The sequence below is a fragment of the Bacteroides sp. AM07-18 genome (assembly GCF_003602695.1).
GTDB lineage: Bacteria > Bacteroidota > Bacteroidia > Bacteroidales > Bacteroidaceae > Bacteroides > Bacteroides uniformis.
Window position 1 is genome coordinate 14,698 of sequence record NZ_QTLM01000012.1, and the last position, 25,642, is coordinate 40,339.

Annotated in this window: 22 protein-coding genes, 1 other RNA gene and 1 pseudogene; 17 read left to right on the plus strand and 7 right to left on the minus strand. The window is 47.5% G+C overall.

Annotated elements, in window-relative coordinates:
- Nucleotides 1-2: 2 nt before the first annotated feature.
- From DW096_RS13835 to DW096_RS13850, 4 genes are all read left to right on the plus strand, one after another.
- Entirely contained in the window at nucleotides 3-2,471 is a 2,469-nt protein-coding gene (locus DW096_RS13835) for an acyl-CoA reductase (protein WP_229075316.1), read from the plus strand.
- A complete protein-coding gene (locus DW096_RS13840; RefSeq protein ID WP_117958908.1) occupies nucleotides 2,441-3,103 on the plus strand; it encodes an MBL fold metallo-hydrolase in 663 nt (220 codons plus the stop codon). Before DW096_RS13835 ends, DW096_RS13840 begins: the two co-directional genes overlap by 31 nt.
- An 86-nt stretch (nucleotides 3,104-3,189) precedes the next feature.
- Nucleotides 3,190-4,431: a DegT/DnrJ/EryC1/StrS aminotransferase family protein gene (locus DW096_RS13845; RefSeq protein ID WP_120028779.1), complete on the plus strand. Its 1,242-nt coding sequence runs from the start codon at nucleotides 3,190-3,192 to the stop codon at nucleotides 4,429-4,431.
- Nucleotides 4,432-4,659: 228 nt separating this feature from the next.
- Nucleotides 4,660-5,253, plus strand: a complete 594-nt coding sequence (locus DW096_RS13850; RefSeq protein ID WP_005831322.1) for a master DNA invertase Mpi family serine-type recombinase — start codon at nucleotides 4,660-4,662, stop codon at nucleotides 5,251-5,253.
- A gap of 63 nt (nucleotides 5,254-5,316) precedes the next feature.
- Here DW096_RS13850 and DW096_RS13855 read toward each other — a convergent pair whose 3' ends face one another.
- Nucleotides 5,317-5,922: an HdeD family acid-resistance protein gene (locus tag DW096_RS13855; protein WP_055288591.1), complete on the minus strand. Its 606-nt coding sequence runs from the start codon at nucleotides 5,920-5,922 to the stop codon at nucleotides 5,317-5,319.
- A gap of 126 nt (nucleotides 5,923-6,048) precedes the next feature.
- Here DW096_RS13855 and tpx point away from each other — a divergent pair, with 126 nt between their 5' ends.
- On the plus strand, nucleotides 6,049-6,549 hold the full coding sequence (tpx, locus tag DW096_RS13860) for a thiol peroxidase (RefSeq protein WP_005831317.1): 501 nt from the start codon (nucleotides 6,049-6,051) through the stop codon (nucleotides 6,547-6,549).
- A gap of 90 nt (nucleotides 6,550-6,639) precedes the next feature.
- Here the strand turns inward: tpx and DW096_RS13865 are convergent, their stop codons facing one another.
- The 4 genes from DW096_RS13865 to DW096_RS13880 form a co-directional block, all read right to left on the minus strand.
- Nucleotides 6,640-7,278 carry a DedA family protein gene (locus DW096_RS13865; RefSeq protein ID WP_005831315.1) on the minus strand — a complete coding sequence of 213 codons (639 nt, stop codon included), beginning with the start codon at nucleotides 7,276-7,278 and terminating at the stop codon, nucleotides 6,640-6,642.
- Between the two features lie 28 nt (nucleotides 7,279-7,306).
- Nucleotides 7,307-8,719 carry a tetratricopeptide repeat protein gene (locus DW096_RS13870; protein ID WP_055288592.1) on the minus strand — a complete coding sequence of 471 codons (1,413 nt, stop codon included), beginning with the start codon at nucleotides 8,717-8,719 and terminating at the stop codon, nucleotides 7,307-7,309.
- A gap of 4 nt (nucleotides 8,720-8,723) precedes the next feature.
- On the minus strand, nucleotides 8,724-10,463 hold the full coding sequence (locus DW096_RS13875; RefSeq protein WP_005832304.1) for a glutamine--tRNA ligase/YqeY domain fusion protein: 1,740 nt from the start codon (nucleotides 10,461-10,463) through the stop codon (nucleotides 8,724-8,726).
- Between the two features lie 74 nt (nucleotides 10,464-10,537).
- A complete protein-coding gene (locus DW096_RS13880; protein WP_055288614.1) occupies nucleotides 10,538-11,356 on the minus strand; it encodes a PstS family phosphate ABC transporter substrate-binding protein in 819 nt (272 codons plus the stop codon).
- Nucleotides 11,357-11,613: 257 nt separating this feature from the next.
- Here DW096_RS13880 and pstC point away from each other — a divergent pair, with 257 nt between their 5' ends.
- The 6 genes and pseudogenes from pstC to DW096_RS13910 all read left to right on the plus strand — a co-directional run.
- Entirely contained in the window at nucleotides 11,614-12,798 is a 1,185-nt protein-coding gene (gene pstC / locus DW096_RS13885) for a phosphate ABC transporter permease subunit PstC (protein WP_035448808.1), read from the plus strand.
- A gap of 12 nt (nucleotides 12,799-12,810) precedes the next feature.
- Nucleotides 12,811-13,671 carry a phosphate ABC transporter permease PstA gene (gene pstA, locus DW096_RS13890; protein WP_005831306.1) on the plus strand — a complete coding sequence of 287 codons (861 nt, stop codon included), beginning with the start codon at nucleotides 12,811-12,813 and terminating at the stop codon, nucleotides 13,669-13,671.
- A 17-nt stretch (nucleotides 13,672-13,688) separates the two neighbouring features.
- Complete coding sequence (pstB, locus tag DW096_RS13895; protein ID WP_005831304.1) at nucleotides 13,689-14,444, plus strand: phosphate ABC transporter ATP-binding protein PstB; 756 nt, start codon at nucleotides 13,689-13,691, stop codon at nucleotides 14,442-14,444.
- Between the two features lie 60 nt (nucleotides 14,445-14,504).
- Nucleotides 14,505-15,200 (plus strand): phosphate signaling complex protein PhoU, encoded by a 696-nt coding sequence (gene phoU, locus DW096_RS13900; RefSeq protein WP_005831301.1) that lies wholly within the window; start codon nucleotides 14,505-14,507, stop codon nucleotides 15,198-15,200.
- A gap of 353 nt (nucleotides 15,201-15,553) precedes the next feature.
- Nucleotides 15,554-16,156, plus strand: a complete 603-nt coding sequence (locus DW096_RS13905; protein ID WP_005832292.1) for a riboflavin synthase — start codon at nucleotides 15,554-15,556, stop codon at nucleotides 16,154-16,156.
- A gap of 12 nt (nucleotides 16,157-16,168) precedes the next feature.
- A pseudogene (locus DW096_RS13910) lies at nucleotides 16,169-16,249 on the plus strand (NAD(P)H nitroreductase); the annotation flags it as partial.
- Nucleotides 16,250-16,385: 136 nt separating this feature from the next.
- Here the strand turns inward: DW096_RS13910 and DW096_RS13915 are convergent.
- Both DW096_RS13915 and rnpB read right to left on the minus strand, forming a co-directional pair.
- Complete coding sequence (locus DW096_RS13915) at nucleotides 16,386-17,705, minus strand: YihY/virulence factor BrkB family protein (RefSeq protein WP_118931207.1); 1,320 nt, start codon at nucleotides 17,703-17,705, stop codon at nucleotides 16,386-16,388.
- 30 nt (nucleotides 17,706-17,735) lie between these two features.
- Nucleotides 17,736-18,149: RNase P RNA component class A (rnpB, locus tag DW096_RS13920), an RNA gene on the minus strand.
- A 200-nt stretch (nucleotides 18,150-18,349) separates the two neighbouring features.
- Between rnpB and DW096_RS13925 the strand changes: the two genes are divergently transcribed.
- The 6 genes from DW096_RS13925 (at nucleotide 18,350) to DW096_RS13950 (ending at nucleotide 25,640) form a co-directional block, all read left to right on the plus strand.
- On the plus strand, nucleotides 18,350-19,555 hold the full coding sequence (locus DW096_RS13925; RefSeq protein ID WP_009038252.1) for an NlpC/P60 family protein: 1,206 nt from the start codon (nucleotides 18,350-18,352) through the stop codon (nucleotides 19,553-19,555).
- A gap of 131 nt (nucleotides 19,556-19,686) precedes the next feature.
- Nucleotides 19,687-20,859, plus strand: coding sequence for a dipeptide epimerase (locus tag DW096_RS13930; protein WP_005831287.1), 1,173 nt, complete (start codon nucleotides 19,687-19,689; stop codon nucleotides 20,857-20,859).
- Nucleotides 20,856-22,190, plus strand: a complete 1,335-nt coding sequence (locus tag DW096_RS13935; protein WP_016274366.1) for a transglutaminase family protein — start codon at nucleotides 20,856-20,858, stop codon at nucleotides 22,188-22,190. Before DW096_RS13930 ends, DW096_RS13935 begins: the two co-directional genes overlap by 4 nt.
- 347 nt (nucleotides 22,191-22,537) lie before the next feature.
- Nucleotides 22,538-24,067: a Do family serine endopeptidase gene (locus DW096_RS13940; protein WP_035458138.1), complete on the plus strand. Its 1,530-nt coding sequence runs from the start codon at nucleotides 22,538-22,540 to the stop codon at nucleotides 24,065-24,067.
- 192 nt (nucleotides 24,068-24,259) lie between these two features.
- Complete coding sequence (locus tag DW096_RS13945) at nucleotides 24,260-25,120, plus strand: RNA polymerase sigma factor RpoD/SigA (protein ID WP_002561589.1); 861 nt, start codon at nucleotides 24,260-24,262, stop codon at nucleotides 25,118-25,120.
- Between the two features lie 121 nt (nucleotides 25,121-25,241).
- Entirely contained in the window at nucleotides 25,242-25,640 is a 399-nt protein-coding gene (locus DW096_RS13950; protein WP_009038255.1) for a hypothetical protein, read from the plus strand.
- Nucleotides 25,641-25,642: the final 2 nt, after the last annotated feature.

A 25,642-nucleotide genomic window follows, 5' to 3' on the forward strand; every position in this document is an offset into this window, starting at 1 on the left:
TTATGAATGAACGAAGCATGGTTGAAGAACTGTTGAACAGACCTCCTTATGATGGGAGTGAAGAATGTGATAATTTGTTTATGGAAGCTCTGCGTGATGAGCTTGTTTTCCACTATGAGCACAATGAGATGTATCGGCATTTTTGTGAGAGGAAGAACTTTAATCCTCATGAGCCGATTCATTCGGTGGATGAACTTCCGCCAGTGGCCGTCAGTGTGTTCAAGGAATTGGGATTCAACCTGAATTCAGTTCCCCGGGAAGAACTGACTTTGGCATTACAGTCCTCTGCCACTTCTGGAATACCGAGTACCGTAGTCATTGATAAGATAACAGCAAAAAGACAAGGTAAAGCAATGGTAAAGGTGGTCAGTGAATTCATTGGCAAAGAGAGGAAACCTTTTCTGATTATGGATATTGATCCCCGTTCTGCCTCCAGAAAATTGCTTGGAGCAAGATTTGCCGCGGTGACCGGGTATCTTAAGTTTGCGAGTAAAGTCGGTTATTTTCTGAAAGCGGATGAGAATGGTCTCTCATATTTTGATGTGGAAGGCATTCAGGCATTTATAAAAGAATTGCCATCCGGACAGCCTGTTGTGGTTTTTGGATTCACTTATATATTGTATCAACATGTATTGAAGTCAATACTGGAATCAGATGTGAGACTGCATTTGCCTAAAGGTTCCAAGATAATCCATATTGGCGGTTGGAAAAAATTGGAAAGTGAGAAAATAAGCAAAGAACTTTTTAATGAGCAATTAGCGCGGTGCTTTGGCATTTGTCCGGAAGATGTCATCGACATTTATGGATTTACAGAGCAGATGGGGTTGAATTATCCGGATTGTGCCTGTGGCTGTAAGCATGCCTCTTCTTATGTGAAAGTCCTGGCCCGCGATACCGTTACAAGAAGTGTCCTTCCGGCGGGAAAGGAAGGGATGCTTGAATTTATAACTCCTATTCCTCATTCTTATCCGGGCAATGTAGTATTGACAGATGATATCGGCATTCTGGAAGATTCGCCTTGTCCTTATGGACGTCCGGGACAGAGGTTCCGTATTGTCGGACGGTTGAAGAAAGCGGAGGTCAGAGGATGTGGGGATATTCTTTCCTCCAAGTTGGTGTTTCAACAGAAAGAAGGGACGGAAATAAAGTCGGACTCTCATCTGGACATTCAATATTTTAGGGGAACTTTGAAAGGAAATACGGGAGAGGAGCAGCTGCAGGGTATTATTTCTTGTCTGAATGATAAACTGGACTGGCTTCGGCAGCAACCGGTCGAGGCACTGATTGGCATCATTGGTGAAGTCGCAAAGAAATGGCTGTCCGATGAACGTTTTTCCTTTTTGAAGGACAAAGGCTTGCTGTTCTTGTCGAATTGGTGTGAAGCGTCTCATTTAAGGCAGATAGCCGAAGAGGGTCTGAGGGGGAATATAAGGTATTGCGATACCTTCTTGCATTTTCCAAATTCTTCAAAACATTTCTTGAAGGCAAATTCGCGAGGACTGGCTTGTCATTGGATGGCAGGCAATGTACAAATATTAGGTGTGTTTGCCTTGGTCCAATGTATCATAACTAAAAATGTGAACTTATTAAAGGTCTCTGCCAAGGATGACGGTGTGTTCCGTGCGCTTTTGAATGCGTTTGAAGGAGTTACTTATACAACTGAGGATGGCTATACACTTGAAGGTTCGGCTCTGATGGATACTGTGGCTGTTGTATATTTCTCGAGAGATGCCAAAAAATTGGGAGAGTTGATGTCTGGGTCTGCCCAGGTCAGAATTGCATGGGGAGGGAAAGAGGCGGTTGAGACGGTGGCAAAGTATCCTTCGATGATTGACTGTGAGACAGTTGTTTTCGGCCCCAAATTGTCTTATGCGGTAATTGCTAGGGAGGAACTGTCATCGGAGCATGCTGCGAAGAAATTGGCAAGACGGGTGTCGGTAGATGTATCTGTTTTTGACCAGTCCGGTTGTGCATCACCTCATAATCTTTATATTGAGAAAGGAGGAATAGTTACTCCTGAACGTTTCTGTGAAATTTTAGCGGAGGCATTTCCCAAAACGGAAGCCCAAATTCCTAAACCATTCATATCTCCGGAACAGATATCTGCTGTTCACTCGTCCAGGGGAGTGTATGATTTTAAAGGTAGAGTTTGGGGAAGTGATACGATGTCATGGACAGTACTCTATTCAGAGGACAATGAACTTTGTAAGCCAGTGTATTCACGTGTGCTTATGGTACATCCGGTGGATCACATAAATGATGCATTGGTACATGTTCAAGATTATATCCAGACGATTGGCATTGCCGCTCCTGAAGATAAGGCCATTGATTTTGCAAATAAGGCTACAATGGCAGGTGTTGCCCGATGCCCTTTGATAGGCAGGATGTTGAACTTTGAAATGCCGTGGGATGGACTGTTTCTGATTGACAGATTGGTCAGATGGAATACCTTGGGCGGCCCTCTTTGTTGACGGGCAAAGTGGAAATGATTGAGATTGTTCGGATTGTCAATTCTGTATTTGAATCAAATACCTATTTGGCAATAAGCAGGAATTGTGACCTGTGTTTTTTGATTGATTGTGGAGATCCTGCCCCTATAATTGAGAACATAAACAATCGGGGATTACATTTGAAAGGTATTTTCATTACCCATTCCCATTTTGATCATATATATGGCTTGGATTCCATCATTGATGAATATCCGGAAACTCCCATCTATATCTCTGCTTTGGGAAAGGAAGGCTTGTACTCCGATAAATTGAATTTATCGCGCTATAGTTTGTGCCCTTATGTATTTCAACATTATAGTGTCATGAAAGAACTGAAAGAAGGGGATACTGTATATTTATATGGAAGTGCTGGAGTGGAAGTTTATGAGACTCCCGGTCATGATAGAAGTTGCCTGACTTACAAGTTTGGCAATTGTTTGTTTACAGGTGATGCGTTTATACCAGGGCTAAAGGTGCCCGCTTCATTTCCTAACAGCAATAAAGTATCCGCAGAACTATCCCGACAACGTATTCTTTCTTTATCGAAGGGGTGTCGTTTATATCCCGGTCATGGTGAGAATTATGAGAACTTTCAGCCGGAAGTATATTTATAGGCTGTTTTATTGGCTATTTATCCCCTATTATGTGAGGCGGAAGAGTTCTTCTTCTGTCGAATGAACCTGATTTATTTTACAAAGAAATGGATAAGAGAATATATCTTTGCCTCGCCCACATGAGCGGCAAGGAGATGGGCTTCATACAAGAAGCCTTTGATACCAACTGGGTTGTTCCTCTCGGACCGAACGTGAATGCCTTCGAGCAGGATTTGGAACGCTTCATTGGGCGGAATAAAAAGGTGGTGGCTTTAAGTGCCGGTACTGCTGCTGTGCATCTGGCCCTGCTTGCTTGCGGAGTTGCTCAGGGTGACGAAGTGATAGTACAGAGCTTCACTTTTTGTGCCTCTTCCCATCCGGTGACCTACCTTGGTGCCACTCCGGTATTCGTGGATTCTGAGGCTGATACATGGAACATGGACCCGGTTCTTCTGGAGCAGGCTATCAGGGACCGTATCGACAAGACCGGCCGAAAGCCCAAAGCGATTGTTCCGGTGGCTTTGTATGGGATGCCCTACAAGATAGACCAAATCATGTCGGTGGCAGATAAATATGATATTCCGGTCATAGAGGATGCCGCCGAAGGCTTTGGAAGCAAGTTTGACGGGCAAGTTCTTGGAACTTTTGGCAAATATGGTGTGCTTTCTTTCAATGGCAACAAGATGATAACCACCAGTGGTGGCGGTGCTTTGATTTGCCCTGATGAAGAGTCCAAACGTGAGATAATGTTCTATGCTACCCAGGCCCGTGAGTCCTATCCCTACTACCAGCATGAGCGTATAGGCTATAATTATAGGATGAGTAACATTTGTGCGGGAATCGGCCGCGGTCAGATGACGGTGGTGGATGAGCATATAGCGCACCATAAGCATCTGTGCGGTCTGTATCGTAAGTTGTTGGCCGATGTGGAGGGAATCACGCTTCATGAGAATCCTTCCGGACATTATGACAGCAATTATTGGCTGAACACGGTACTGCTTGACGGGAATCTGCATGTGAGAGGTGAGGAGGATGCCTACCGTGAGACAGTAAAAGGCGCCGTAGGTGGTGCCGCCGGTGTTACGCATGAGTCAGTGAATGCCCATACTTCTTGTGAGCCTAACCGTAATGTAGAGGCTATGCGTGTTTGTTTGGATAAAGCCGGTATCGAGAGCCGTCCCTTATGGAAGCCCATGCATCTCCAGCCGGTTTATGCAGCTAATCCTGTCTATGTGAATGGTGTCAGTGAGGGCTTGTTCAAACGTGGTCTTTGCTTGCCGAGTGGTCCTTACGTGACGGATGAGGATGTGAGATACATAGTGAATGAAATGAAGAAGAGTATACTATGAAACTACATAGTATCAATTTTTTATGAACTAATTTCAGAAAACAGCTTCAGTGGGGCTGTTTTCTTTGTTTATAGGCATATTTGAGATGGTTACCGAGAGTCTTCCTTGACTTCGGGGGATATCCATAATGTGATCCTCTTTGATAGAGAGTCATAGTTGTGTGTTGCCACTCTTACTTGAATAACCGTTCTTTGGTGGTGAATAATAACCAATAAACGTTTATCAATTATGGCAGTAGTAGCTTATTTAAGAGTAAGTACAGAAAAACAGTTTTTAGAGAATCAGCGCGAGGAAATTATACGCTTCGCGGAGAAGAATGGGTTGAGTATCGACAGATGGTACATGGAGACGGTCAGCGGAAAAGTGAGTAGCAAAGAGCGTAAACTGGCGGGCTTGTTGGATCGGATGAAACCGGGAGACTCCTTGATTATAACGGAGATTTCGCGGCTTAGCCGGACACTGCTGGAGATAATGACCATTCTTAACTCCTGCATCAAAAGGGGAGTGGTGCTGTACAGTACCAAAGAGGGGTATGTGTTCCAGAATGACATCAATAGCAAAGTGCTGGGATTTGCTTTTGGACTGATGGCCGAGATAGAGCGTAATCTGATTTCCATGCGCACCAAAGAAGCCTTGGAACGACGGAGGAAAGAAGGAAAACATCTGGGCAGGAAGAAAGGGGACACACCCAAAATGAAGATACTCTATGCGAACAAGAGGAAACTTGTGAGGGAGCACCAAAGAGGAGAGTCGTGTGCCGAGCTTGCCCGGCAGATGGGAGTGTCACGGACTACGATGTTCCGTTTTCTGAGACGTTATTGAGCAATTCGGCTAAACGAAGGTGTCAAAGGTGGGATTCCTTTTGACACGCTTCGTGTGGGCTACTTATTCGGCCGATACTTCTTTCTCTTTCTTTTCCTTCCACTCTTTCCCGCGCTTGTGCAGGTTTTTCAGCTCGAATGACAGCATGATACGGAAGAAACCTATAATCAGGAATGCAAACGAAATCATGTACACGGCGTAAAGGGCGCCTACTGCCGGTTGCCACAAGATGATGAGCGAGCAGATGACGGCAAGAATACCGAAAGCAACGTACCATCCCCAGTCTCTTGTCCCATATCTTTTGAGGTCCATGGCATAGCCTACGGATGAGAAGCCGCGGAACATCAGCCAGAAGGCGATGAGGAACGGAATGACTTCCATGCTGAGCATCGGGTAGGCTATCAGGTAGAATCCCAGAATCATGTCGATGATGCCTCCAGCCAGATACCATCCCCAACTGGATACCCTTCTACGGTTACTTACTGCAAAGGATATTTCCAGCAGACCGCTGAACAACATGGAGACGCTGAACAGAATGCTCAATACCGCATACCCGCTGAGAGGGGAGAACATCAGGCTTATAGCCACTATTACATAAAGAATACCAAGAATGAGTGAAATCCACCAATTCTTTACTTCCTGCTGAAGTTCGTCAAAAATAGTTTTCATGTGAATTTAATTTTTTAAGTGATTATCATTAATTCGTCTGTAGAATAACAGTTTATCCGGAAAAAAGTTTCGGGTGAACTTTTTCTGTATGTAATTTGTTATGTATACATATAATTTGATAAAACTATGGCTACAACAAAATTTAAAGGACAACCGGTAAAGGTTATCGGTGAATTTATAAAGGTGGGCTCTGTTGCCCCCGATTTCGAATTGGTAAAAACAGATTTGTCTTCATTCTCTTTGAAGGAACTGAACGGGAAGAATGTTATTTTGAATATTTTCCCCAGCCTTGACACTGGTGTGTGCGCTACTTCTGTACGTAAGTTCAACAAACTGGCTGCCGGCCTGCCCGATACGGTAGTGTTGGCAATCTCCAAGGATTTGCCTTTTGCACATGCACGTTTCTGTACAACGGAGGGTATTGAGAATGTGATTCCTTTGTCTGATTTCCGTTTTTCCGATTTTGATGAAAACTACGGGGTACGCATGGCCGACGGACCGCTTGCAGGTCTACTGGCGCGTTCGGTAGTGGTTATCGGTAAGGATGGTAAGATTGCCTATACGGAATTGGTACCTGAAATTACGCAAGAACCAGATTATGATAAAGCTATTGCAGCTGTAAAGTAGAAAGTTTGGATTTGGGATAAACAATAAAAAGCGGTGGACAGAATTTATCATGCTGTCCACCGCTTTTTTATTATCATGCCGTTTTCTTTTTTATTTCTTCTTCATTCCTTTATAGATGAAGAATGCCACGATGAGTACACCGATGCCGATAAATACATAACCTATCTCATGGCTGTATTCCGTTACTTTGGCAAGCAGCTGTTCCTCGTTCTCGATGCCGGGTACTGTGGACAAGTAATATCCGATGAAAGCCAGGATGGAATTCCAAAGGCCCGCACCCAGGGTAGTGTACAGCAAGAAAGTTCCCAGTTTCATGCGTGCCAGACCGGCAGGGATGGATATCAACTGGCGTACGGCAGGTATCAGGCGGCCGACAAAGGTTGATACGGCTCCATGCTTGTCAAAATATTCTTCCGCATGCTGCACTTTGGCTTCGTCGATGAGGCACATGTGCCCGAAACGGCTGTTGGCAAACTTGTAAATGATGGGGCGTCCCAGCCATTTTGCCAGATAGTAGTTTATCAAGGCTCCGATATTTGCCCCTATGGTTGCAAACAATACCACCAGATATATATTCATGTTGTCATTGTTGGCGGCTTTCCAAGCGGCAGGAGGGACTACAACTTCCGAAGGGAAGGGGATAAACGAACTTTCAATGGCCATCAATAAAGTGATGGTCCAGTAATTGAGGTGGTCGAGACACCATTGGATAAAGGCTACTGATTCCATTTGCTAGATTAGTGGTATATAATTACTGTTATTGTAATGCATTGAAAATATTCTTCATCACTAGGGCCAGCTCTTCCTGGTTATCTTCTTGTAGTATCTGTTGCAATTTGTCCAACTCTTCCAGCCTGAACGGATGTTCGCACAGCTGGTTGTACTTCATGAAGTTCTCCTTGTCTTTGAGCAGCATATACAGAGAGGTCAGCCTTTCGTTGATACCTTCAAAGTCCGGCTCCATCTCTTTGACATGTTCAAAGGCCAGCTTGGCATAGCTCAGTTGTCCTATTTCCATGCTACACATGCCTATTTCGTGCCAGGTATCCGCATAGGGGGCATACTCTAAGGCTTTGGCCCATCTCTTCACACCTTTCTCATACTCACCTTCTTCCATGTAGATGCGTCCCTCAATCAGGTACGGGTCTATCTCTTCGGGTGCCAGGTCGTATGCTTTTTTACAATACTGGTGTGCTTTGCGTTTCTTTCCCATCTTGTGCAGGCATAGGGCTGCATTGGCATAAAGAGAAGGCAAGGCGAAGTCATGGCTGTCTTCGGCTGTTATGGCTTTTTCCAGATAGTCGTATCCTTCTTTCCACTCTCCTTTGGAGGCTTTGTTCAGGCCGATGAAGGTGTTGATGAAACCGTGGGAGACAAGATGGAATTTTTCGGCCTGCAGGTAGTTCTCCATGGCACTTTCCTCATTTCCCAATTGGAAGAAGGAATGTCCTTTCATCAGGTAGGCATCGGCAAACTCGTCATCGGCCACCGTGGCATAGTCGCATGCTTCGATTGCTTTGTCGAACATCTGCTGGTCAAAGTAGCAACGGGCCAGTCCAAACCAGTAAGGAGCTGAATACGGATTCTTGTCAATCAGCTTATTGAAGAAGAAGGTGGCTTTTTCAAACAGTCCCTGGGCGTAGTAACAATCGCCGGTGACGGCAAGGTAGGCTTCTTCTTCGGCATATTTTTCGAGTCCGCGCGTCAGCCATGTCAATGCTTTTTCCGGGAATCCCATGTCTATGTACATATAGGATACATCGACGATGTTGGCTAGGTCGTCCTTATCGTCTATACTATCGAGTATCGCTTCCGCTTCTTCTTCTTTGCCTTCGCCCAACAGTAGGTTGGCTTTCAGCACTTTCACTTCGGAAGATTCTTCGGCAATCCGTTCCAATATATCCTTGGCTTGCTCTTTATGCTGGGTGTCGAGGAACAAGTATGCCTGTTCCACCAGCAGGGCTGTATTATTCGGATGTATTCCCAAGCCATACTCTACGACCTCGGTAGCCATGGCATATTTATGATGCACGGCATACCAGTCTGCGAGGTCGGCTAAGTCGTCTGCGTCCAGATAGATGGTTCTGTTCTCTGCTTTGGCAGCTTCATATTGTTCTGCCATTTCTTGCAGTTCTTTGTCTCTTCCGGACAGCAGGTTTTTTTTACTCATATTCTTATTTATTGATTTTACCCCAAACGTCTTTCAGACCTACAGTACGGTTGAATACCATTTTTTCTGGCGTAGAATCTTTGTCAACATTAAAATAACCGATACGTTGGAACTGCAGGTAGGAGAGGGGCTGCATGCCGGCAGCGTACTTCTCGATGTAGCAGCAGGGCAGCACATTCAGGGAGTCGGGGTTGATCATTTCTTTCATGGCTGTCAGTGCGTCGCAGTTCTTCGCTTCGCGGATGGCGGCAAGCTCGTCGCGCGGGTTCTCCACTTTCCACAGACGGTCGTAGAGGCGCACTTCTGCTTCGAGGCAGTGGGCACAACTTACCCAATGGATGGTGCCTTTCACCTTACGGTTGGCTCCGGGCAGACCGCTCTTGGTATCAGGGTCATATTCGCAATATACTTCGGTGATTTCACCGGCGTCGTTCTTCTTGCAGCCGGTACACTTCACGATGTACGCGTTCTTCAGACGTACCTCTTGTCCCGGTGTCATGCGGAAGTATTTCTTTGGGGCATCTTCCATGAAATCGTCGCGCTCCATCCAGAGTTCGCGGCTGAATTCGATGACGTGGTTGCCTTCTTCGGGATGCTCGGGGTTGTTGACGGCTTCCATCTCTTCCACTTGCCCTTCGGGATAGTTGGTGATGATAAGCTTCACCGGATTCAGTACGGCAGATACGCGGGTGGCGCGGTCGTTCAAGTCCTCGCGCACGGCGCTTTCCAGCAGGGCGAATTCATTGAGCGCATCGTAGGTTGTATATCCTATTTTGTCGATGAACTTATGAATGGACTCCGGAGAGTATCCCCTACGGCGGAAACCGCAGATAGTCGGCATACGGGGGTCGTCCCAACCGTTTACCAAGCCTTCCTTGACTAGAGTCAGCAGGTTGCGCTTGCTCATCAGCGTATAGCTGAGGTTCAGTTTGTTGAACTCATACTGATGGGGGCGGTTATCGTCGAGGTCTTTGCCTTCCTTCACCCAGTCCACGAAGAGATCGTAGAGTGGACGGTGGGGCACAAACTCCAGTGTGCAGAGCGAGTGTGTCACGCCTTCGAAGAAGTCGCTTTGCCCGTGGGCAAAGTCGTACATCGGATAAGCCTTCCAAGTGGTGCCCGTGCGATGGTGCGGATGCTTCACTACACGGTAGATGATAGGGTCGCGGAAGTGCATGTTGGGGCTTGCCATGTCTATCTTGGCGCGGAGCACCATGGCACCTTCCTCAATCTCGCCGCTGTTCATCTTCTGGAACAAATCCAGTGTTTCTTCGATAGGACGGTTGCGGTAGGGACTTTCCACACCGGGCTGGGTGGGAGTTCCTTTCTGGGCGGCAATCTGCTCGGAAGTCTGTTCGTCGATGTATGCCTTGCCCTCCTTGATGAGGCGGATAGCGAAGTCCCACAATTGCTGGAAATAGTCGGAAGCGTAATATTCGTTACCCCATTTGTAGCCCAGCCACTGGATGTCTTCCTTGATGGCTTCTACATATTCCACATCTTCCTTGGTGGGGTTGGTGTCATCGAAACGCAGGTTGCAGACACCGCCGTGTGCGGCGGCAATACCGAAATCAAGGCAGATGGCCTTGGCGTGTCCGATGTGGAGGTAACCGTTCGGTTCGGGCGGGAAGCGTGTTTGTACTTTTCCCCCGTTTTTACCTTCTTTCAAATCGTTTTCTACTATTTGCTCAATGAAGTTCAAGCTCTTTTTTTCGCTTGTTTCTTCGCTCTTTATTTCTGCCATAATGTTACTATTTTCGTATCGTGGGGACAAAGATAGGGTAAAAAAATGAAGAATGAAGAATGAAGAATGAAGATTTATTCGTTATGTACCGGGATATATCCGCTCTCTTTGATGATTTTCTGTCCTGCGGCAGACAAAATGAAATCGAGCAGAGGGGCTATGACCGAAGCGTTTTTCCGGTTATAATAATAGTATAGCGGGCGTACTATCGGATAAGTCTTATTGATGGCATTCTCCAGCGTGGGAGCGGCATAATGCTGCCCGTCGTATGAAACGGCGAGTGTCTTGATACGCGGTGATACATAGGCTAGACCCACATATCCGATGGCTCCGCGAGTTTGGCTGACGGATTGGATAATGGCTCCCGTGGCAGGCATGGAGAGACTGCTGCTCATGTAGTTCTTGTTTTTCAGTACGCTTTCCTTGAAGAACTCGTAGGTACCGGAGGAAGTCTCGCGGGAGTAGACTACGATTTTGCGGTCGTCTCCGCCCACTTGCTGCCAGTTGGTGACTTTGCCCCGGAAGATATCTTCCAGTTGTTGGCGGGTCAGTTGTTTCACTGGGTTGGAGGGGTGGACCACTACGGCAAGGGCATCGTAGGCGATGGGAACTTCTGCCAAGTCTTCTCCGGCGGCTTTGGCCTTCATCTTTTCGCTGAACTTGATGGCGCGGGAAGCCATGGCGATGTCCGTGGTCTGGTCCAGCAGGGCTGAAATACCGACACCGGTTCCGCCGCCGGTCACGGTGACACGGGCAGAGGGGTTTAGGGTCATAAAGCGTTCGGCGGTCTGCTGCGCTATGGGGAGCACGGTGTCGCTGCCTTTGATGCGTTGCGCCTGCATGCCAGTGGTGGCTGTCAGTGCGAGGAGTAGAAGTAATTCTCTTGTCTTCATAAAACACATGATGCAAATAGGGTAAACAGATAATGCAATTGGGGCAAACACATGATGTAAACCGATGGTATGCATCATGTAATCTGGCTCAACGCATGATGCAAATTAAGGCAATGGATATTACAAATGTGTTACATGGGGTGTACTTTAAGTCGTTGTAACAGTTTTGTAACACCTTTGAAACATTTCTTTCAAACGTTAGTCACACTGCCTTAACATCCGGCCCGTTCCTTTGCATACAGAAATCAATAGGCAACATGAAAAAGATTTTTGAGAAGATTGTAGAAGGTATACTGGCTTGTAGCGGCTTTGTGACGAGTCTTACCATCGTACTTATCGTCGTGTTCCTCTTTTCCGAAGCGCTGGGCTTGTTCAGCAGCAAGGTGATAGAAGAAGGGTATGTATTGGCCTTGAATAAGGAGAACCGGGTGAGCGAACTGACTCCGGCACAGATAAAGGATGTCTTTGATGAAGAGCTGACAAACTGGAACGAAGTGGGGGGGGAGGACCTTCCTATCCGCCTTTTCCGTTTGGAGGACATCACACAGTATTATACGGAAGAGCAGTTGGGCGCTTCCTATGAAAATGCAGGTGCTTGCATTACGGAGCTGGTGGAGCGTACGCCTGGCATTATAGCCTTCGTACCGCAGCAGTTCGTCGTTCGTCCGGACTCGGTGCATCTGCTGAAAGACAACACCATCTCGGTGAAGGACGTCTTTGCCGGTGCTGAATGGTTTCCCACGGCAACACCTGCTGCGCAGTTCGGCTTTTTGCCGCTCATTACGGGGACGTTGTGGGTCAGTCTGTTTGCCATCCTTTTTGCACTGCCGTTTGGTCTGTCGGTGGCAATCTATATGTCGGAGGTAGCCAATTCCCGGGTAAGGAATCTGCTGAAACCTATCATTGAGTTGCTGAGTGGCATACCGTCGGTGGTTTACGGCTTTTTCGGTTTGATTGTCATTGTACCTTTTTTGCAGCAGGTCTTCGACTTGCCGGTCGGTGAGAGCGGGCTGGCGGGCAGTATTGTGCTTGCCATTATGGCGCTGCCCACCATCATTACGGTGACGGAAGATGCGATGAGAAACTGCCCTCGTGCTATGCGTGAAGCCAGTCTGGCACTGGGAGCGTCGCAATGGCAGACTATATATAAGGTAGTGATTCCTTACTCCATTTCGGGCATCACCTCCGGAGTGGTGTTGGGCATCGGCCGTGCGGTGGGCGAGACGATGGCTGTGCTGATGGTGACGGGCAACGCCGCCGTCATTCCCCATACCATCCTGGAACCGCTGCGCACCATTCCGGCAACGATTGCCGCGGAGCTGGGCGAGGCACCTGCCGGCGGACCTCACTACGAAGCATTGTTCCTACTGGGTGTCGTGCTGTTCTTCATCAGTTTATTGATAAATTTCACGGTGGAAGCAGTTTCGCCAAGACGAAAATAAAAGAAGGTAGATATGGTCAATAGAAAGCATCTTTCGCAAAACATGGCATTCGGCTTGTTCCGTCTGTTGAGCCTGAGTGTGGTGGGGATTCTTTTTGCTATCCTCGGTTTCATTATATATAAAGGTATAGGAGTTATCAATTGGGAGTTCCTCACTACGGCTCCTACCAACGGTATGACTGCCGGTGGAATCCTTCCTGCCATTGTAGGTACGTTCTGCTTGATGGCGGGCAGTGCTTTATTTGCCTTTCCGGTGGGAGTGATGAGCGGTATTTATATGAATGAGTATGTGCCGAAAGGCTGGGTGGTACGCTTCATACGGATGATGACGAATAATCTGAGCGGCATCCCTTCTATCGTGTTCGGTCTGTTTGGCATGGCGCTGTTTGTCAACTATATGGATTTTGGAGACAGCATCCTGGCAGGTTCGTTGACGCTGGGTCTGCTAAGTCTGCCTTTGGTTATCCGCACCACGGAAGAAGCGCTGAAAGCCATCCCCGACAGCATGCGTGAGGGAAGCCGCGCGTTGGGAGCTACCAAGCTTCAGACCATCTGGCATGTCATCCTGCCGATGGGGATACCCAATATCATCACCGGACTGATTCTGGCGCTGGGGCGTGTTTCGGGCGAGACGGCACCCATCCTTTTCACCTGTGCCGCCTACTTCCTGCCACAGCTGCCTACAAGTATCTTCGACCAGTGCATGGCGCTTCCTTATCACCTCTACGTCATCTCTACCAGCGGCACCGATATGGAAGCGCAGCTTCCCATTGCCTACGGCACGGCACTGGTGCTGATACTCATTATCCTCCTGGTGAACCTGCTGGCGAACGCCCTGCGGAAATACTTTGAGAAGAAGATTAAGACGAATTGAAAACATATACAATAGGTATGAAGAACAAGATAGAAACCCTTGACGTGAACTTCTGGTATGGCGATTTCCATGCCCTGAAAGGCATCAGCATGGACATTGAGGAGAAGTCTGTGATAGCCTTCATCGGTCCCTCGGGCTGTGGAAAGTCTACCTTCCTGCGCCTGCTGAACCGCATGAACGATTTGATTCCCGACACCCGTCTGACTGGCGAGATACGCATTGACGGACAAGACATCTATGGAAAAGGAGTGCAAGTGGATGAACTCCGCAAGAACGTGGGCATGGTGTTCCAGCGCCCCAATCCTTTCCCAAAAAGCATCTTCGAGAACGTTGCCTACGGACTCCGTGTGAATGGCATCACCGATAACGCCTTCATCCGTCAGCGGGTGGAAGAAACCCTGAAAGGCGCCGCTCTTTGGGACGAGGTGAAGGACAAGCTGAAAGTCTCTGCCTACGCCCTCTCCGGCGGTCAGCAGCAACGTCTCTGCATAGCCCGTGCCATGGCGGTGTCTCCTTCAGTCCTGCTGATGGATGAGCCGGCATCCGCCCTCGACCCCATCTCCACTGCCAAGGTGGAAGAGCTTATCCACGAGTTGAAGAAGCAGTACACTATCGTCATCGTCACCCACAACATGCAACAGGCAGCGCGTGTCAGTGATAATACGGCTTTCTTCTATATGGGGCAGATGGTGGAGTTTGGAGATACCCGGAAGATATTTACGAATCCCGATAAGGTGGAGACGCAGAACTACATCACGGGACGCTTCGGGTAGCGGATTGTTCCATACAAGCAAAAATAAGTTGTACAAAAGTAATCTTAAAATAGAAACATTATGGTGAAGTTTATCGAATCTGAACTCGTCTTGCTGAAAAAGGAAATAGACGAAATGTGGACCCTGGTATATAATCAGCTCGACCGTGCAGGTGATGCCGTGCTTACGCTGGACCGGGAACTGGCCCAGCAGGTATTGGTGCGCGAACGTCGCGTCAATGCTTTCGAACTGAAAATAGACAGCGACGTGGAAGACATCATTGCCCTTTACAACCCCGTTGCCATCGACCTGCGCTTTGTGCTTGCCATGCTCAAAATCAATACGAACCTGGAGCGTCTGGGCGACTTTGCAGAAGGCATCGCCCGCTTTGCCCTCAACTGCCATGAACCGGCATTGGATACTGAGCTGGTCAAGCAACTCCGTCTCGAAGAGATGATAGCCCAGGTGCTCTCCATGCTCGAGCTTGCCAAGCAGGCACTTCAGGAGGAGAGCCAAGAATTGGCTACCGCTGTGTTTGCAAAGGACAATATGCTGGACGAAATCAATGCGGAGGCCACTGCCATTCTTGCCGACTACATCAGCCGGCATCCGGAGAGTGCACTCTCTTGTCTGAATCTGGTGAGCGTGTTCCGCAAATTGGAGCGCTCCGGCGACCACATCACGAATATTGCCGAAGAAATAGTGTTCTTTATCGACGCAAAAGTGTTAAAACATAGCGGGCAGACAGACGAACACTACTTAAATGATAAGAAATAAACAAAATTTTAGGATAATTTCAGTGTTTCATGGAAAATAGCCTTATATTTGTCCATTGAAAACGATTGCAGGTGTAGAAAAATGCTTTGAAATGATAATAAACTTAAATGATTTTTCAAAAAGATGTTATAAGACATGTTTTTTAATTTGGTTAGTATCACGAAAAGCGCCTATATTTGCATCGTTATCCTGAAAACAATCTTTTTACCTTAAAAAAAAAACTAATACCTATTGAAAACTGAAAAAGGAGGCTTTGTGAAAAGCTTCCTTTTTTTTGTACCTATACGAAGGGCTTTTTGTATCTTTGCGCATATTAATAATAAATCGCGTATAACCTAAAAGTATATAGAACCATGTTTTCCGGAATAGTAGAAGAATGTGCCACATTGGTGGCGATGGTCAAAGACCAGGAGAATGTACATTTTACTTTCAAGTGTTCATTCGTCAGTGAATTAAAAATAGACCAGAGTGTGTCTCACAACGGTGTTTGCCTGACGGTAGTCAGTCTGACAGATGATACCTATACCGTGACGGCCATGAAGGAAACGCTGGACCGTTCCAATCTTGGCTTGTTGCAGGTGGGAGATGAAGTGAATGTGGAGCGTAGTATGATGATGAACGGCCGGCTGGATGGCCATATCGTTCAAGGACATGTGGACCAGACTGCCACTTGCATCGATATAAAGGATGCGGAAGGAAGCTATTACTTTACTTTCCGGTATGCTTTTGACAAGGAGATGGCAAAGCGCGGCTACATCACGGTAGACAAAGGCTCGGTAACGGTCAATGGTGTCAGCCTGACCGTGTGCAATCCCACCGACGATACTTTCCAGGTGGCCATTATTCCTTACACCTTTGAGCATACCAATTTCCATGCTTTCAAAGTGGGCAGTGTGGTGAATCTGGAGTTCGATATCATTGGTAAGTACATCAGCCGCATGATACAATATAAATAAGGTAACGGCACTATGGACGATTTCCTGCAATTAGTGGCATCCCGTCAGAGTGACCGTGCCTATGATATGACTCGTGCCGTGGAGCCTGAGAAATATCGGTGATTTACTTTTTAGACACAGATGACGCAGATGACGCGGATTTTTTTAATATTCCAATCCGCGTCATCCGCGTCTAAAAAATAATCAAAAAGAAAGCAGATACGGAGTTTCCGGAAAGACTTCCGCGTGCTTACAAATCCTTCAGCAGCACCTTGCTTGCATTCTTGTAGTATTCCTCCCGTGCCTTCAGCAATGCTCCCCATTGGTTGTTGAATTCATTTTCTTTATCAATTTTGAAATCTTCTGAGCCGTGCGTGTCCAGTTTGTCCAGTAGGAGGGCCACATTCATTTTGTTGATATCCATGGAAGGCTGGTAAGCGATGTCTTCACTCTTTTCATCGGTCACCACTTCATGTAGGAGGTTGATTTCCTGCAATTCATAAAGGGTTTCGTGTGTCAGCCGGATGGGAATCTGGCACTCTTCGGATATCTCTTCGGCTGTATAGGGCTGGGCGTCTTGTTCAAAGCGCTTGGCTATGAGAGACATTATCAGGATGGAGATAAAATCGTGGTAGCGCCGGCTGATATTGCGCGCATCCTTGTCGAAGCTGAAGTTCCGGATATTCTGTCCGGCGTAGGTCAGTTCGGCACCGAATAGGCAGATGGTCCAGGATACCTGCAACCATAGCAGAAACATCGGAAGGGCGGCAAAACTACCATAGATGGCATTGTAACGGGAAACCCACAACTGGCTGCTGATGTAAAGGAATTGGAATGCCTGGTGTGCCGTACCTGCCAGAATACCGGATATGAGTGCGTGTTTCAGCTTGACCTTTGTATTCGGCATAAAGACGTACAGTGCTGTAAACATGAACCAGGTCAGCACGAAGGGGATGAGGCGCACCATAAACTTGCCGACGGGAGCCAGCAGGGTAAAGTCTTCGAGGTTCTTCACCATCGTACTCATGAAGATGGAAAGACCACCGGACACCACCAGCAGAATGGGCATCAGCAGAAGCATAGAGAAGTAATCCGTTATTTTGCGGTACATGCTGCGCGCCTTTTTCACCTGCCAGATGCGGTTGAAGGTGATTTCCATATTGTTGATTAGATTCAGGACTGTCCACAGCAACATAATCAGACCCACTCCGATGAATATTCCACTCTTGGTTTGAGACAAATACGAATTCACGAATTGCAGGATGACTTCCGTGGTTTCCGTAGGACCGCCGAAACCGTTGACAATCTGGCTTTCCATCAGATTATCGAATCCGAAACCGCGGGCTATGGCAAACAAAATGGCAAGAATAGGCACGATGGCAAGCAGCGTACTGTAAGTCAGCGCCGAGGCTTTGTTTACTATCCGGTCTTTGGTGAAGCGGTTGATGCAAAGATAAATCGTCTTGATGATATTGTATACGGAAAAGGTCGTTCGCGTGACTTCATCTTCCGTAATACGCCAGATGTCGTAGGTGAGGAATTTCCAAAGGGCAGCAATACGCTTGTTCATGCTATTATCTCGATTATCCATTGTCAATAAAAAAGCAGTCAGTCTGTAAGCCGGGTTCTGTTCTTCTGTTTCTGAAAAAGCCTAATTAGGAATTATCCATTCTTCATTATCCATTCTCCATTAAAGAAGTGTCTGTCATTTATCTGAGCCGCATGTCACCATACAAGCTTTAGCGGTCTACCCTCCGACATGGAGCGAGCAACTCTCATAACGTCGGTTTACATGACCTTACAACTCCCAAGACGCACAGCCCTTGTGTCGCCACAAGACTGGTAGGCTCTTACCCCACCTTCTCACCCTTACCGTAGCCCAAGGGCGACGGCGGTTATTTTCTTCTACGTTACTCTACCCTCACGGACAGCTTTCTGTTAGGAAGTGGGACGCTCTGTGTTGCCCGGACTTTCCTCATACGCACGAGGCGCAAGCGACAGACCGACCAACTGCTTTATAGGGTACAAAGATACGGAATATTAATGAAGAATGAAGAATGAAGGATGAAGAATTTGTTGTGCAGTGTGCGGATGCAGTACGGATGAATCCTTCATTCTTCATTCTTTACCCTTAATTATCTTAAAAACATGTATCTATTTCGGAATAAATTCGTAGCTTTGCTATTAGTAATAACCCCCAAATCCTTTTGGCCAATGAAAAAGTTATCCTCTCTTTTTTCTTTATTTCTGTTAATCCCGCTTTTTGCTGTCGCTTCGGAAGTGGGTGACCGTACAATACCTGCAGAAGTGGCGCAACTCGCTGACAGTTTGAAACAAAAGTTTGCACCGGACAAGCGCGTGGCTTTGTTCGATGTGGATTACTCTTTCTCCGGAAAGAATGTGATGTTGCGTGGTGTCACCACTTCGGCAGAGGCAAAGACGGCTTTGCTGGATGGTTTGGCAAAGAAAGGATATGCGGTGATGGATTGTCTGCAAGTGCTTCCGGATGAGGCCGGACTTGAAGGCAAGACGTATGGCATTGTCAATGTGTCTGTGTGCAATCTTCGGGTAGCCCCGGATTTCTCTTCAGAAATGATGACGCAAGGCTTGATGGGTATGCCGGTGCGGGTGTTGCAGCGCGACGGCTGGTACCGTATCCAGACACCGGACAACTACATTGCATGGGTACACCGAGTAGGCATACATCCCGTCACGCGGGAAGAGCTGACCGCTTGGAACAATGCAGAGAAAATAGTGGTGACTTCGCATTATGGCTTTGTCTACTCACAGCCCAGCCAGGCATCGCAGACCGTCTCTGATGTTGCTGCAGGAAACCGCCTGAAGTGGGAGGGGACAAAAGGTGCCTTTTATAAGGTGGCTTATCCCGACGGTCGTCAGGGATATATCTCCAAATCCATCTCCATGCCTGAGAAGAAATGGCGTGCCACCTTGAAGCAGGATGCCGCCAGCATTATAGCCACGGCGCATAGCATGATGGGCATCCCTTATCTTTGGGCTGGCACTTCCTCCAAAGGGGTGGATTGTAGCGGCTTCATGCGCACCGTTCTTTTCATGCACGACATCATCATTCCGCGGGATGCTTCCCAGCAGGCATACGTGGGTGAGCATATCGATATCGCTCCTGATTTCAGTAACCTCCAGCCGGGCGATTTGATTTTCTTCGGGCGCAAGGCGACGCCGGAACGCAAGGAACGTGTGGTACATGTCGGCATGTATATCGGTAACAAGCGTTTCATCCATTCGCAAGGCGATGTGCGCGTCAATAGCTTCAGCCCCGACGACGAGCTGTTCGATGAATACAACCTCGGTAGACTGTTGTTCGCTACGCGCGTGTTACCTTATATAAATAAGGAGGCGTCGCTCAATACAACGGAAACGAATCCATTTTATTCAATGTAATAATGTGCTAATGTGCCAATATGCCAATGACCTGCGGCGTGACGGTACAAACATAACGTAGCATATACATAGCGCAGCCCATTGGCACATTAGCCCATTAGCATATTGGCACATTTAATACACACACAATTATGTCAAACAGAAGAGATTTCCTGAAAACCGCCGCTTTTGCCGCACTCGGCTCAGGCATGGCAATCAATCATGTATTTGCCGGAGGAAATGACGCTCCTTCCTTGTTCAACGTGAACAGTAGGGCAGGTGTAACCCCCAAAATGAAACTGCGTTTCTTCCCCTATGAACTGAAATTGCGCCATGTCTTTACAGTGGCCACCTACTCGCGTACTACCACTCCCGACGTTCAAGTCGAGATAGAATATGATGGCATTATCGGTTATGGTGAAGCCTCCATGCCCCCGTACCTGCAACACGAATTAGGCACGATGGACAGTGTACTGGCTTTTCTGAAGAAGGTGCAGGATGTTATCGGCCAATTCTCAGACCCCTTTCAGCTGGAAGATATACTGGCTTATATAGACAGCCTCTCGGCAGGGGATTCCGCTGCTAAAACTGCTGTGGACATCGCCTTGCACGACCTTGTGGGCAAACTGTTGCAAGCCCCTTGGTATAAGATATGGGGGTTGGACAAGGAAAAGACTCCCTCTACAACTTTCACCATCGGTATTGATACGGCCGACGTGGTGCGTGAAAAGACGAAAGAGTGTGCCGACCGGTTCAATATCCTTAAAGTGAAGCTGGGGCGGGAGAACGACAAAGAAATGATAGAGACCATCCGTTCGGTGACAGACCTTCCGATTGCCATTGATGCCAACCAGGGCTGGAAAGACAAACATCATGCGCTCGATATGATACATTGGCTGCACGAAAAAGGAATTGTCATGATAGAGCAACCGATGCCCAAGGAACAACTGGACGATATTGCATGGGTCACCCAGCAAAGCCCGTTGCCCATATTTGCCGATGAGTCCATTCAGCGTCTGAAGGATGTGGCAGGCTTGAAGGGTGCCTTTACGGGCATCAACATCAAGCTGATGAAGTGTACCGGCATGCGCGAAGCCTGGAAGATGGTGACTTTGGCACGTGCATTGGACATGAAAGTGATGGTAGGCTGTATGACCGAGACCTCTTGTGCCATTACCGCTGCCTCTCAATTCTCTCCGGCAGTGGACTTTGCCGACTTGGACGGTAGTCTGCTGATTGCGAACGACCGTTTCAAGGGTATGGAGGTTGTGAAAGGTAAGATAACGTTGCCCGATTTGCCGGGTATTGGAGTGGTGAAGTTATGAGAAAGCTATTGTATACCGTCGCTCTGTTTGTGATAGCTTCTGCATGCAGCACGAAGTCCGAGAGCAAGCCCTATAATTGGGAGGACGACCTGCACCAACGTCTGCTTACGGATTTCTGTATGACGGAATCCCAGGTGAAGGACTATATCCGCAAGTATATTCCCGACGTGACCGATGAGCAGATGCGCCAGTGGGAAGCTTCCAAAGCTTTGGAGTGCATGATGCTGGATGGAGAGAAACGCTATTTCCGTAATGCCGGACCTAATCTGTTTCGTGTGGACTCCACTTGCTATGACATCAAGATAGCCAAGGAAGGTTCTTCGCCGAGTGGCAGCGAGAAAGTGAATATGGAGAACCTGCCCGAAATCATTTCTGCTGTGAAGAAAGAGGGCAAGGCCATTGTTGCGCCGAAGCGCATGCGCGTCACCTACACGTTGACCGTAGATACCAATGCCGTGCCTGCCGGGAAAATCATCCGTTGCTGGTTACCCTATCCCCGTCAGGACCAGGCCCGGCAGCAGGATGTCAAGTTCATTTCGGCCAGCGAACCGCAATACACCTTTTCGTCGCCCGAGTGCCGTCACAGTACATTGTACATGGAGAAACGTGCTGTCGAAGGCGAACCGACCGTATTCTCCGAAACCTTTGAGTTTACCGCCAACGGCGAATGGCATAATCTGAAGCCGGAAGACGTGCAGCCCTATGATACGACAACCGCCCTTTATAAGGAATATACTGCCGAGCGTGAGAAGCATATCGTCTTTTCCCCGCGCTTGCGCGAACTTGCTGCCAAATTGACAGCCGGTGAAACCAACCCCTACCTGAAAGCCAAACGTATCTTCCGTTGGGTGAATGACAACTTCCCGTGGGCTTCTGCACGCGAATATTCCACCATTGAGAATATCCCGGAATATGTGTTGGACAACCGTCACGGAGACTGTGGCCAAGTCAGCCTGCTGTTCATTACGCTTTGCCGCATCAGTGGTATTCCCGCACATTTCCAGAGCGGCTTCATGATGCATCCCCGTGCATGGAATCTGCACGATTGGGCAGAAGTCTACTTCGAGGGTGTGGGTTGGGTGCCTGTCGACCAGTCATTCGGCATTCCTGCCTTTGCCCGCAATGCCGACGAAGAATATTTCTTCCTGGGTGGTATAGACTCTTGGCGCATGATTGTGAACACTGATTACGGCATGCCGCTACAGCCCGAAAAGCAGTATCCCCGCAGCGAGACCGTCGACTTCCAGCGTGGCGAGGTGGAGTGGGAGGGAGGTAACCTCTACTTCCCGCAGTGGGACTACCACATGGACATTGATTACTTGAATTATTAAGGTGCTATCTGCCCTCTAAAAACAGATGATGCGTTCAGCCCGAACACATCATCTGTTTGGTATAAACGCATCATCTGTTTACCCCAAATGCATCATCCGTTTCGGCCGCAACGGGTGATGCGTCTTTTTATGCCCTATCTGTCAGTTCTTTAACAGTCAGCAATCGTACATAAATGCTAATTTGTCAGTCTTTGCCGTTAACCGCTGTTAAGCCCTAAATATCCTCTGTTAAAAGAGAACAAAAAAGAGTGACAAGCGGAATAACTGAACGTTTTTTGTCGTTATTTTAACGTCGTAATGTTAAACGAAACTTGAATATTAACAATTTAAAGAATAGGAAGAATAGTATGAAACAGACAACAAAAAACATCCTTGGAGTTGCGGCTATCGTGCTCCTGAGCTCTGGAGTGGCTGGATTGACCACTTATAAGATGCTGAATAAGGAAAAGCCTGCCGCATTCAGCGAGTTGTTCCAACAGAACCCCAATAATCTGCTACCGGCGGCTTTCCATGCAACGGATGCCCAGCCTGTGGATTTGACACAAGCAGCGGAGAGTTCGCTCCATGCTGTAGTGCATATACGTGCCACTCAGTTGAGTAAGACCCAGACGGTGCAAGAACAGCCGGATATTTTTGACTTCTTCTTTGGAGACGGTCGTGGACGCCAGCGCCAGATACAGACCCAGCCGCGTGTAGGTTTCGGTTCGGGTGTCATCATCTCCAAAGACGGATATATTGTGACGAACAATCACGTGGTGGAAGGTGCTGATGAAATCACTGTGAAACTGAATGACGACCGTGAGCTGAAAGGACGCATCATCGGTACTGACCCCAGCACGGACTTGGCATTGATTAAGATTGAAGGGGATGACTTCCCGACAATTCCGGTTGGTGACTCCGACCAGTTGAAGGTGGGAGAATGGGTATTGGCGGTAGGTAATCCGTTCAACCTGAACTCTACCGTAACAGCTGGTATCGTCAGTGCAAAAGCCCGTTCCATTGGCTCTTCTGCCTCCAACGGACAAGCTGCAAACATCCAGTCTTTCATTCAGACGGATGCTGCCATCAACCAAGGTAATAGTGGTGGTGCGTTGGTGAATGCCAAAGGCGAGCTGGTTGGTATCAATGCCATGCTTTACTCACCCACGGGTGCTTATTCCGGCTATGGTTTTGCCATCCCTACCAGCATTATGACAAAGGTGGTAGCCGACTTGAAACAGTTTGGTACCGTGCAACGCGCGCTTCTTGGTATCAAGGGTAGTGATTTGAGCACAGACCTGCAGATGGACGAACGCTGGACCGAAGAACTGAAGAAGAAGGCCGACGAACTTGGCGTGAAAGAGGGTATCTATGTGGCCGAAGTTGTTGAAGGTGGTTCCGCTGCCGGCGTCTTGAAGGAAAACGATGTAATCATAGCATTGAACGGCAAGAAGATTCACAAGTTCTCGGATTTGCAGGAAATGCTGGCAAAACACCGTCCGGGCGATAAAGTGAAGGTAACGGTGGTTCGTGACAAGAAGGAAAAGGAATTCGAAATCACGCTGAAGAATGAGCAAGGCACTACGAAGGTAGTGAAGGATGCCGGAATGGAAATCTTGGGTGCAGCCTTCAAGCCCGTATCTTCCGAGCTGAAGAAGCAGTTGAACCTGGGTTACGGTCTGGAAGTTACCGGGGTAACCAATGGCAAGATGGCCGATGCAGGTATCCGCAAGGGCTTCATCATTCTGAAAGCCAACGGAGTGCCGATGAAGACGGTGGACGATTTGGAAAAGGCGATGAAAGAGGCAAGAAAGTCTCCTGAGCAAGGTTTGTTCATCACCGGTATGTTCCCGTCAGGAAAACGTGCAATGTATGCCGTTGATTTGACTCAAGAATAAAAAATAGGGATAGTTAGGTAAGAAGATTGTAATATTAGCTAACAATAGCGAAAAAGGGGGTGTCGGTACAATACATACCGGCATCCTTTTTGTTATATAGGATAAGATATAAATAAGGTGAAAAAGTTGGGATGAAATTATTGTAACAAAATAATTTGTCGTACCTTTGCAACCCAAATCTGTATTATAAGAATGAGACAACTTAAAATTACAAAAAGTATCACTAACAGAGAGAGCGCTTCTCTTGACAAGTATTTGCAGGAAATCGGTCGCGAAGACCTCATTACTGTTGAAGAGGAAGTGGAGCTCGCTCAGCGCATCCGCAAGGGTGACCGTGTTGCACTGGAGAAATTGACACGTGCCAATCTGCGTTTCGTTGTATCTGTGGCCAAGCAGTACCAAAACCAAGGTTTGAGTTTGCCCGACTTGATTAACGAGGGTAATTTAGGACTGATCAAGGCTGCCGAAAAGTTCGATGAAACACGTGGTTTCAAGTTCATCAGTTATGCAGTATGGTGGATACGTCAGTCCATTCTGCAGGCTTTGGCAGAGCAGTCGCGTATTGTACGTCTTCCGTTGAACCAGGTGGGTTCGCTGAATAAAATCAGCAAGGCCTTTTCCAAGTTCGAGCAGGAAAACGAACGTCGTCCGTCTCCCGAAGAGCTTGCCGATGAACTGGAAATCCCTGTTGACAAAATCTCTGATACGCTGAAGGTGTCAGGCCGTCATATCTCGGTAGACGCACCTTTCGTAGAGGGAGAGGACAACAGCTTGCTCGATGTGTTGGTCAACGATGACTCCCCTATGGCTGACCGCTCTTTGGTGAACGAGTCTCTTGCGAGGGAAATTGATAGAGCTCTTTCTACGTTAACCGATAGGGAAAAAGAAATCATACAGATGTTTTTCGGTATCGGACAGCAGGAAATGACATTAGAGGAAATCGGCGACAAATTCGGCTTGACCCGTGAGCGTGTGCGTCAGATTAAGGAAAAAGCAATCAGAAGATTAAGACAAAGTAATCGTAGTAAATTGCTCAAATCTTATTTGGGATAAATAAGAAATATTAGTTTCCGACAAATAGAAGGAATTAAAAAACCGTACGTCTTTAGTAGGCGTGCGGTTTTTTTTATATCTTTGCCCCATTGATAATTCATAACTTATAACTCATAACTCAATGAAATACGTTCGTATACTTTGTGCCGTAGCTTTGGTTTTTGCGTTGTGCTCGGCTTTTACAATGAAAGATAAGGAAAAGGCTGTATATGCTTTTGGTGTGGCGGCTTCTTTCAATGACTCCATCGTATATTATACAGACATCCAGGTATTGGACAGCGTAGAGCTGGATAAGAATGGATTCTTGCCCAAGCGTGATTTATACACTTACCAGCTCAAGAACTATCTGGAGTACAATCTGAAGAAGCCGGACTATACTTGTATGATTTATTTCTCTGAAAACAGGAAAAAGTTGGAAAAAGAGGCTGTAAAGGTAAAAGGTAAGTATAAGAAGAGTAAGAATATGGTTTTGCAGGTGGTGAAGCCTGAGGCTTTCACATTTGCAAAACCGCAGGAATAAGA